This window comes from Bacillus sp. I-2 (genome assembly GCF_001974945.1).
Classification (GTDB): Bacteria; Bacillota; Bacilli; order Bacillales; family Bacillaceae; genus Bacillus; species Bacillus safensis.
Genome location: NZ_LZRW01000007.1, coordinates 45,605 through 55,538 on the forward strand (window position 1 = coordinate 45,605; position 9,934 = coordinate 55,538).

Consider the following 9,934-nt stretch of genomic DNA (forward strand, 5'->3'; position numbering starts at 1 on the left):
GATGAGACTAAAAGCAAGAGTGGTATGGACATTTATCCTCGTGTTGCTCATGATTAATGCCGTTGTCATTGCATATGTATTAACAAAGTCACAAATGTCACAGGCTTCTTCTAACGGGAAGAGCGGTGAAGAAATTGCGTCAATTGGAAAAGAGAAGGTGACGCGTCAAGAATGGCTAAAGAAAATGGAAGACCGCTACGGAAAGGCGACTCTTGAGCAAATGATCAATCAAAAGGTGGTCAATCAGCTTGCCAAGCAAAACAAGCTGGAAGTGTCTTCAAAAGAGATCAATCGTGAATTGCTTATGCTCAAAGCGGTGTCTAATAATTTCTATGAAGATGGACATACAAGTGAGAAGGAATGGAAAGAACAGATTCGTTATCAAATTTTATTAGAGCAGCTTTTAACAAGAGATGCCGTCGTTTCTGAAAAAGAAGCGAAATCGTTTTATGAAAAAAACAAGGACTTATATCAATATGATGATTCATACCGCATTCGCCATATCGTCGTGAAGACAAAGAGCGAGGCTGAAAATGTATTGAAAGATTTAAAAGGTGGATCTAGTTTCGAAGCCGTGGCAGCTGAACGTTCAATCGACCGTTACACCTCACCATACGGCGGAGATCTTGGATTTGTGACAGAAGAGCAGGAAAGTATCCCAGCCCTATACATACAAGAAGCTCAAAAGCTTCAGCCAGATGAATGGACGAAAGAGCCGATTCAGACCAAAAACGGGTATGCCATTATTCAGTTAAAAGAAAAATTAAATGGCCGCTCTTTCTCCTATGACGAAGTCAAAGACCAGATTAAAAGGCAGATCGCCATGGAAGATCTAGGTGAAAAGGCGAATGTCAAAACCCTGTGGAAAGAAGCAAAAGTCACATGGTTTTACGATGGCGAGCAGGACTAAAAGCATTGACAAAATTTTTTGAAATTGATAATTTAATATTAATACAATAAAATTACTCGGAGATAGAGGTGTTAGTGATGGCTCGTATTGCAAATTCAGTTTTTGAACTAATAGGAAATACACCAGTCGTTAAATTAAACCGTTTAGTAGATGAAGACAGTGCGGATGTCTACTTGAAACTTGAATATATGAACCCGGGCAGCAGTGTCAAAGATCGTATTGCTTTAGCGATGATCGAAGATGCTGAAGCAAAAGGTACATTAAAAGCCGGCGATACGCTTATTGAACCAACAAGCGGAAATACAGGAATCGGCCTTGCAATGGTAGCGGCTGCTAAAGGAATCAATGCGATTTTGGTTATGCCGGACACAATGAGTCAGGAGCGCCGCAACCTTTTACGCGCTTATGGTGCGGAACTTGTCTTAACACCAGGTGCAGAAGGAATGAAAGGTGCCATCAAAAAAGCGGAAGAATTAGCAGAAGAGCATGGTTATTTCATGCCTCAGCAATTTAGCAACGAAGCCAATGCAGAGATTCACCGTCGTACAACTGGGAAAGAAATCCTTGAACAGTTTGACGGCGAGCTTGATGCATTTATTGCAGGTGTTGGTACGGGCGGTACGATTACAGGTGCTGGTGAAGTCCTAAAAGAAGCCATCCCATCCATCCAGCTTTATGCAGTAGAGCCGACAGATTCTCCTGTATTGTCAGGCGGTAAGCCGGGTCCGCATAAAATTCAAGGAATTGGAGCAGGTTTTGTTCCTTCAATCTTGAACACAGAAATATATGACGGCATCATCCAAGTGAAAAACGAAGATGCATTTGAGCTTGCAAGAAAAGCAGCGAAAGAAGAAGGAATCCTTGGCGGTATTTCTTCCGGAGCAGCTATTTACGCAGCACTTCAAACAGCGAAAAAGCTTGGTAAAGGGAAAAAGGTTCTGGCCATCATCCCAAGTAATGGTGAGCGTTACCTCAGTACACCACTTTATCAATTCGATTAAACCAATCACCCCAGCATTTGCTGGGGTTTTTTCATGAATTCTGAAGATGGAAAGCAAATACTATTTTCTAAATAAATTGGATTGCATTACAATAAGATTAATGAAAATGAAAAAGGATGATAACATGACACAACGCAGGCCGATGGGCATCAAAATTCCTTTTACGAAAGATGCATTCTTGAAAAGATACGAACAATTAACTGCTCGCGAAACACATCATGTGCTTCTTGAAAGTGCGCGCGGCGGTTCTTATAGCATCGCTGGTATTCACCCGATCGCTAAAGCGAAGGGGAAAGATGGAATGACGACCATCCATTATCAAGATGAGGTGCTGTTCAAAGAAGGTGATCCATTCAGAGCGTTTACGGATTGGTTTCAAACCCTTCAAACCGAAACGAACGACGAATACCCAGACTTCCAAGGCGGAGCAATTGGGTTTTTAAGCTACGATTATGCTAGATACATCGAGCATTTTAAGATGCTGTCAATTGATGATCTTCAAACACCAGACCTTTATTTCCTCGTATTTAACGATGTTGCAGTTTTTGATCATAAAGAGCACGCGCTGTGGCTGATTACGCACATAGAGGAAACGGAATCAGTGAGTAAAGCGAACCAAAGGCTTGAAGAATGGAGGCAAAAATGGACAAGCTCTTCAGAAGAATCAGCACAATCACCTGTCAGTGAACCTTCCACAGAATTTGTACCAGCAGCACCATTCACTGAAGAAACCTTTGGGGAAGCAGTAGAGAAAATTAAGCAATATATCGCAAACGGTGATGTGTTCCAAGTGAACTTATCCATCAGACAAGATGAACAGCTTCACACTCATCCGTATGATTTATACAAAACGTTACGTCAAGTCAATCCATCTCCTTATATGTCTTACCTGCATACGCCTGACTTCCAGATTGTTTGTGGATCTCCAGAGCTGCTTATTAAGAAAAAAGGAACTCAGCTAGAAACAAGACCAATTGCCGGAACAAGATCACGAGGCAAAGACGACGCTGAGGATCAAGCGCTGGCAAAAGAGCTCATTGAAAATGAAAAAGAACGTGCAGAGCATGTGATGCTTGTTGACCTTGAGCGGAATGACCTTGGACGCGTATCCACTTATGGATCCGTAAAAGTGAACGAATTTATGGCGATTGAGAAATATTCACACGTGATGCATATTGTATCCAATGTACAAGGAGAGCTGCGTGATGAATGTGACGCGGTAGATGTCATGAGAGCTGTATTCCCAGGTGGAACGATTACAGGTGCTCCAAAAGTGCGGACGATGGAAATCATAGAAGAACTTGAGCCAACAAGACGTGGGCTTTATACTGGATCTATAGGCTGGTTTGGATTCAATCAAGATATGCACTTTAATATCGTCATTCGTACTGCGTATTGTACAGAAGGAAAAGCCTTTATGCAGTCAGGTGCGGGGATCGTCATAGATTCTGTCCCAAAACACGAATATAAAGAATCGATTAAAAAAGCCTATGCAGTGAAAAAAGCATTACAGCTGAGCAAAGAAGAGACTATTTTGAGTTAGAGGTGAGCAGAGTATGATTTTAATGATTGATAATTATGATTCATTTACGTACAACCTGGTCCAGTATTTAGGTGAGCTTGGAGAAGAATTGATCGTGAAACGGAATGATCAAGTAACCATTCAAGAAATTGAAGAGCTCAAGCCGGATTTCCTCATGATTTCTCCAGGGCCATGCAGTCCTGATGAAGCGGGGATTAGTATGGAGGCGATCAAGCACTTTGCAGGAAGTATTCCGATCTTCGGTGTGTGTCTAGGTCACCAATCCATCGCACAAGTCTTTGGCGGGGATGTCGTTCGAGCAGAGCGCTTAATGCACGGGAAAACGTCAGAGATTAAACATGACGGAAAAGGTGTCTTCACAGGACTACAAAATCCGCTCGTCGCAACGAGATATCATTCGTTAATTGTCAAAAACGAGACACTGCCAGAGTGCTTTGACGCAACAGCCAGCACAAAAGAAGGCGAGCTCATGGCGATTCGCCATAAAGAACTGCCGATTGAAAGTGTACAATTCCATCCTGAATCGATTATGACGTCCTTCGGAAAAGAAATGCTGAAAAATTTCATTGAAACCTATCGTAAAAAGGGGCATGAAGTAAACGCATGATCATTTATCTGAACGGTCAGTATATAGAGGAGAAAGACGCGACTCTTTCTCCTTTTGATCATGGTTTTCTATATGGCATCGGTGTATTCGAAACATTTACCAGCCTGGCAGGACAAGTCTTCCTGTTAGATTGGCATCTTGAAAGGCTCAATCAATCATTACGTGACCTTTGCATCGAATCCACAATAGAGAAACCATTTGTACTCGACATCATTCATACTTTACTAAATAAAAATCAAATAGCTGGCGGCCATGCGAGAATTCGCTTGAATGTTTCTGCGGGCAGAGGCAATGGGTTTTCTGCAGATCCTTATGAAGAGCCTGTCGTTTTTGTCATGATCTCTCCATTCCGTCCAGAATCTATTTTGGATGAGAAAAAGGGAGTCATTCTTCAAACAAGAAGAAATACACCAGAAGGGCCAAAACGCCTCAAGTCTCATCACTATATGAACAACCTGCTCGGGAAAAGAGAAGTGGGGAACGACCCGGCGTTAGAAGGCATCTTTTTAACGAAAGAAGATGATGTGGCAGAAGGTATTACCTCGAATGTATTTTGGCGGAAAGATGATGAGGTCTATACACCGTCACTTGATACAGGCATTTTAAATGGGGTCACACGTCGATACTGTATGGAAACACTCCACGCGATGGGGGTCTCGCTAAAGGAAGGACGATACCCAGTCTCACATTTGCTCTCAGCTGATGAGGCATGGATGACCAATTCTGTTCAGGGAGTTGTACCTTTCGGGAGTATAGGAGACATCCACTTGCCCAAAAACAGCCGGACCATCTCAACAAAGTTAAGAATGCAATACACAAAAGAACGTCAAGACCATAAAGAGTAGGTGGACACAATGACACAACAATTGATAAAACAGCCTAAAATCATACAGGCCAAGCATCACACCCTTAGCTATGAAGAAAAGACATTGGTCATGGGCATTTTAAATGTCACTCCTGACTCTTTTTCAGATGGAGGAAAGTTTAATCAAGTAGATAAAGCGCTGGCTCATGCAGCGCAGCTGATAGAAGACGGGGCGCATATTATTGATATTGGCGGAGAATCGACTCGCCCGGGAGCGGCACTTGTCTCGGAAGAAGAGGAGCTTTCAAGGGTCATTCCTGTCATTGAGAAGATCACAAAAGAATTAGATGTACCTATCTCTATTGATACGTATAAAGCCCGTGTCGCAGATGAAGCGGTGAGAGCTGGAGCCTCCATCATTAATGATGTATGGGGAGCGAAGGCAGATCCCCAAATGGCACATGTGGCAGCGAAGCACAATGTCCCAATTATTTTAATGCACAATCGGCCAGAACGAAACTACACACATCTGATTTCAGATATGATCGCCGATTTGAAAGAAAGTGTCCAAATTGCCCAGCAAGCGGGTGTCCGTGATGACATGATCATATTAGATCCAGGGGTAGGATTTGCGAAAAATAAAGAGGACAACCTGAAGGTCATGAATGAACTTGAACATTTTTGTCACCTTGGGTATCCACTGCTGCTAGCTACATCTCGAAAACGATTCATTGGTGCTGTCTTAGACCTGCCGCCTGAAGAACGTACTGAAGGAACAGGTGCGACGGTCTGCCTTGGGATTCAAAAGGGCAGTGCGATGGTCCGTGTACATGATGTAAAAGAAATAGCAAGAATGGCAAAAATGATGGATGCCATGCTGAATAAGGGAGGCGCTTATCATCGATAAAGTATATGTAAATGGAATGGAATTTTACGGGTACCATGGTGTATTTGCAGAAGAAAATAAATTAGGGCAGCGATTCCGCGTGGACTTAACAGCTTCACTTGATTTAAGTAAAGCCGGACAAACTGATGACCTCAATGAGACCATCAACTATGCAGAGCTTTACCAAATCTGCAAAAGCATTGTAGAAGGCGAGCCGGTCAATCTCGTTGAAACACTGACAGAAAGAATTGCAAACCAAGTGTTAAAGGACTTTCCGACAGTTCAGGAATGTACAGTGAAGGTAATCAAGCCAGACCCGCCAATTCCAGGACACTATCAGTCCGTTGCAATTGAAATGACGAGATCGCGCACATGAACAATACAGCATACATCGCATTAGGCTCAAACATAGGTAAAAAAGAAACCTATTTAAAAGAAGCCGTCAAAAAACTGCATGAACATCCAGAGGTTCAAGTGGAATTAATCTCATCGATATATGAAACAGCACCTGTAGGCTATGAAAACCAAGATGACTTTTTAAATATGGCTGTGAAAATTACCACTTCACTTCGTCCAGAGGAGCTACTTTCTCTTACTCAGAAAATCGAGCAAGAGTTAGGCAGAACAAGAGAAGTGAGATGGGGACCGCGAACGGCTGACCTTGACATTTTACTTTATAATCGTGAAAATATTGAAACAGAACAACTTGTAGTGCCGCATCCTAGAATGTACGAACGTTTATTCGTTCTTGTCCCGATGAGTGAGATTTGCCCAGAAATCGGCGAAGTACAAATAAATGCCGTAACAGACCAAGAAGGTGTAAGCATATGGAAAAAGACATGTGGGGTAGAAGAATTCGTGCATACCGAAAGCTAAAAGGGTATACTCAGGAAGGGTTCGCGAAAAGACTGGGCATCTCTGTCTCTGTCTTAGGAGAAATTGAGCGAGGCAATCGATTACCAACAAACCAATTGGTTGGTCAAATAGCAGATGCTTTAAATATAACGGTGGAAGAACTTTCGCCAATTCTTGAAGAAGAAAGGAGGGGGAAAAATGTTTAAAATCGGAGATATCGAGATTAAAAACAAAGTAGTGCTCGCACCAATGGCTGGTGTGTGCAACTCTGCCTTCAGACTGACAGTGAAAGAGTTTGGAGCGGGCTTAGTCTGCGCTGAAATGGTCAGTGACAAAGCGATCCTGATCAACAATGCGAGAACAATGGGTATGCTATACATTGATGAACGGGAAAAGCCTTTGAGCCTTCAGATATTTGGAGGGGAAAAAGACACACTCGTCGAAGCGGCAAAGTTTGTAGACCAGAATACCACAGCTGATATTATTGATATCAACATGGGCTGTCCTGTACCAAAGATTACGAAATGTGATGCAGGCGCGAAATGGCTCCTTGATCCAAACAAGATTTATGAAATGGTCTCTGCTGTCGTAGAAGCTGTAGACAAACCAGTTACAGTGAAAATGAGAATGGGCTGGGACGAAGACCATATCTTTGCTATCGACAATGCCCGTGCTGTAGAACGAGCAGGTGGACAAGCGGTTGCGCTTCACGGACGGACACGCGTGCAAATGTACGAAGGAACAGCGAATTGGGATATTATGAAAGAGGTTAAACAATCTGTTTCAATTCCTGTCATTGGCAATGGCGATGTCAAAACCCCTCAAGATGCAAAACGTATGCTTGATGAAACAGGAGTGGACGCTGTCATGATCGGAAGAGCCGCACTTGGAAACCCGTGGATGATTTATCGAACGGTTCATTATTTAGAAACGGGTGAACTGAAAGAAGAGCCAAACGTGCGTGAGAAAATGTCAGTGTGCAAGCTTCACTTAGACAGACTCATTGATCTAAAAGGTGAGCATGTGGCTGTTAGAGAAATGAGAAAGCACGCAGCATGGTACTTAAAAGGTGTCCGAGGTAATGCGGACGTGAGAAATCAAATCAATCAAAGTGAAACGAGAGCGGAGCTTGTACAAGTTCTTGATGACTTTACGATCGAAGCCGAGGCAAAAGAGCTTCAAAGTATAAAAGTAGGATAAGATTATCTTTCTTTTTGTAGCTCACTGCTAGTGCATGTACTGGCAGTTTTTCTGCTTTTCTCTGCAAAATACATTATTGGAGTGATATAAATGAGTAATGAAGGGCTTAATAACGAAGAATTAAATGACCAATTCCAAGTCAGACGTGACAAAATGAATAAAATGAGAGAAGAGGGTATCGATCCATTCGGTGAACGATATGACCGTTCTCATCAATCTGCGCAAATTATCGCTGAATATGACGAGTTTTCTAAAGAAGACTTAGAAGGAAAAGCGGCTCAAGTAACAATCGCTGGACGTATGATGACAAAGCGCGGAAAAGGTAAAGCTGGCTTTGCGCATATTCAAGACTTAGAAGGACAAATTCAAATCTATGTTCGTAAAGATAGTGTAGGGGAAGAAGCCTACGAATTATTTAAAAGCTCGGACCTAGGCGATATCATCGGTGTAACAGGAACGGTATTTAAAACAAATGTAGGAGAACTTTCTATTAAAGCGACTAGCTTTGAGGTTCTGACAAAAGCACTTCGCCCGCTTCCTGATAAATATCATGGATTAAAAGATGTTGAACAACGCTATCGTCAGCGCTACCTTGACCTCATTGTAAATCCAGAAAGTAAGCAGACATTCATTATGCGAAGCAAAATCATTCAATCCATGAGAAGATACTTGGATTCTAAAGGATACTTAGAAGTTGAAACACCAACAATGCACAGCATTCCTGGTGGTGCATCAGCGCGTCCTTTCATTACTCATCACAATGCACTTGATATGCCGCTTTATATGCGTATTGCGATCGAGCTGCACTTAAAACGCCTAATTGTCGGTGGTCTAGAGAAAGTATACGAGATTGGCCGCGTATTCCGTAATGAAGGTGTATCGACTCGTCATAACCCAGAATTCACTATGATTGAGCTGTATGAAGCATACGCAGACTACAAAGACATCATGAATCTGACTGAAAACTTGATTGCTCATATTGCCCAAGAGGTGCTGGGAACAACAACCATTCAATATGGAGAAGATGAAATTGATCTCAAACCTGAATGGAAGAGACTGCATATGGTTGAAGCGGTCAAAGAAGCAACAGGCGTAGACTTCTGGCAGGAGATGTCTATAGAAGAAGCAAAGCAGCATGCTGCTGATCATGGTGTTGAAATCACGAAAAATATGACAGTAGGTCATATTATCAATGAGTTCTTCGAGCAAAAAGTAGAAGAAACATTGGTTCAGCCTACATTCATTTACGGACATCCAGTGGAGATTTCTCCATTAGCTAAGAAAAATCCTGAAGATCCTCGCTTCACAGATCGCTTTGAGCTGTTTATCGTGCGCCGTGAGCATGCAAATGCATTCACAGAGCTAAACGATCCAATTGATCAAAGAGAACGCTTTGAAGCTCAATTAAAAGAACGTGAAGAAGGAAATGACGAAGCACATCTAATGGATGACGATTTTGTTGAAGCGTTAGAATACGGCATGCCTCCAACAGGTGGGTTAGGAATCGGGATCGACCGATTAATCATGCTTTTAACAAATTCTCCATCAATCAGAGATGTACTGCTTTTCCCGCAAATGAGAAACCGCTAATACATCAATCAAAGCGCCATTTTATCTATGGCGCTTTTTATTTTTCATAAAATGAAACTTTTTTTAAAAAAACTATTGCAAGGAAAGATTCCAGGTGGTATATTATTATTCGTTGCCGCAAAATAGCAACGAGGTTAAAAAAAGAAATTGAAAAAAATTCTTGACTTTAACCGATACAAAATGGTAAGATATTAAAGTCGCTTACGAGCGATAACGAACATGATCTTTGAAAACTAAACAAGACAAAACGTACCTGTTAATTCGAGTTTTTATAAAAAATCCTATGATACATCATAGGTAGTCAGTCAAACTGGCGAAAAGCAAAACTTCGGTTTTGTACTTTTTCGGAGAGTTTGATCCTGGCTCAGGACGAACGCTGGCGGCGTGCCTAATACATGCAAGTCGAGCGGACAGAAGGGAGCTTGCTCCCGGATGTTAGCGGCGGACGGGTGAGTAACACGTGGGTAACCTGCCTGTAAGACTGGGATAACTCCGGGAAACCGGAGCTAATACCGGATAGTTCCTTGAACCGCATGG

General features: G+C 42.3%; 11 protein-coding genes and 1 rRNA gene. All 12 read left to right on the forward strand.

Annotated elements, in window-relative coordinates:
* Position 1: 1 nt before the first annotated feature.
* Entirely contained in the window at positions 2 to 910 is a 909-nt protein-coding gene (locus BAE31_RS03050; RefSeq protein WP_024425654.1) for a peptidyl-prolyl cis-trans isomerase, read from the forward strand.
* A gap of 77 nt (positions 911 to 987) precedes the next feature.
* Complete coding sequence (gene cysK / locus BAE31_RS03055; protein ID WP_024425655.1) at positions 988 to 1,911, forward strand: cysteine synthase A; 924 nt, start codon at positions 988 to 990, stop codon at positions 1,909 to 1,911.
* A 124-nt stretch (positions 1,912 to 2,035) separates the two neighbouring features.
* Positions 2,036 to 3,454: an anthranilate synthase component I family protein gene (locus tag BAE31_RS03060; RefSeq protein ID WP_041105735.1), complete on the forward strand. Its 1,419-nt coding sequence runs from the start codon at positions 2,036 to 2,038 to the stop codon at positions 3,452 to 3,454.
* Between the two features lie 13 nt (positions 3,455 to 3,467).
* Positions 3,468 to 4,061, forward strand: a complete 594-nt coding sequence (pabA, locus tag BAE31_RS03065) for an aminodeoxychorismate/anthranilate synthase component II (protein ID WP_024425656.1) — start codon at positions 3,468 to 3,470, stop codon at positions 4,059 to 4,061.
* Positions 4,058 to 4,906 carry an aminodeoxychorismate lyase gene (gene pabC / locus BAE31_RS03070; protein ID WP_076839432.1) on the forward strand — a complete coding sequence of 283 codons (849 nt, stop codon included), beginning with the start codon at positions 4,058 to 4,060 and terminating at the stop codon, positions 4,904 to 4,906. Before pabA ends, pabC begins: the two co-directional genes overlap by 4 nt.
* Positions 4,907 to 4,915: 9 nt before the next feature.
* Positions 4,916 to 5,773, forward strand: coding sequence for a dihydropteroate synthase (gene folP, locus BAE31_RS03075; RefSeq protein WP_076839434.1), 858 nt, complete (start codon positions 4,916 to 4,918; stop codon positions 5,771 to 5,773).
* Positions 5,766 to 6,128: a dihydroneopterin aldolase gene (folB, locus tag BAE31_RS03080; protein ID WP_024425659.1), complete on the forward strand. Its 363-nt coding sequence runs from the start codon at positions 5,766 to 5,768 to the stop codon at positions 6,126 to 6,128. The genes folP and folB overlap by 8 nt, the downstream gene beginning before the upstream one ends.
* Complete coding sequence (gene folK, locus BAE31_RS03085) at positions 6,125 to 6,628, forward strand: 2-amino-4-hydroxy-6-hydroxymethyldihydropteridine diphosphokinase (RefSeq protein WP_024425660.1); 504 nt, start codon at positions 6,125 to 6,127, stop codon at positions 6,626 to 6,628. Before folB ends, folK begins: the two co-directional genes overlap by 4 nt.
* Complete coding sequence (locus tag BAE31_RS03090; RefSeq protein WP_024425661.1) at positions 6,580 to 6,813, forward strand: helix-turn-helix domain-containing protein; 234 nt, start codon at positions 6,580 to 6,582, stop codon at positions 6,811 to 6,813. The genes folK and BAE31_RS03090 overlap by 49 nt, the downstream gene beginning before the upstream one ends.
* Complete coding sequence (gene dusB, locus BAE31_RS03095) at positions 6,806 to 7,807, forward strand: tRNA dihydrouridine synthase DusB (protein WP_041105742.1); 1,002 nt, start codon at positions 6,806 to 6,808, stop codon at positions 7,805 to 7,807. The genes BAE31_RS03090 and dusB overlap by 8 nt, the downstream gene beginning before the upstream one ends.
* 90 nt (positions 7,808 to 7,897) lie before the next feature.
* A complete protein-coding gene (gene lysS, locus BAE31_RS03100) occupies positions 7,898 to 9,397 on the forward strand; it encodes a lysine--tRNA ligase (protein WP_024427180.1) in 1,500 nt (499 codons plus the stop codon).
* Between the two features lie 341 nt (positions 9,398 to 9,738).
* A 16S ribosomal RNA gene (locus BAE31_RS03105) occupies positions 9,739 to 9,934 on the forward strand; the annotation flags it as partial.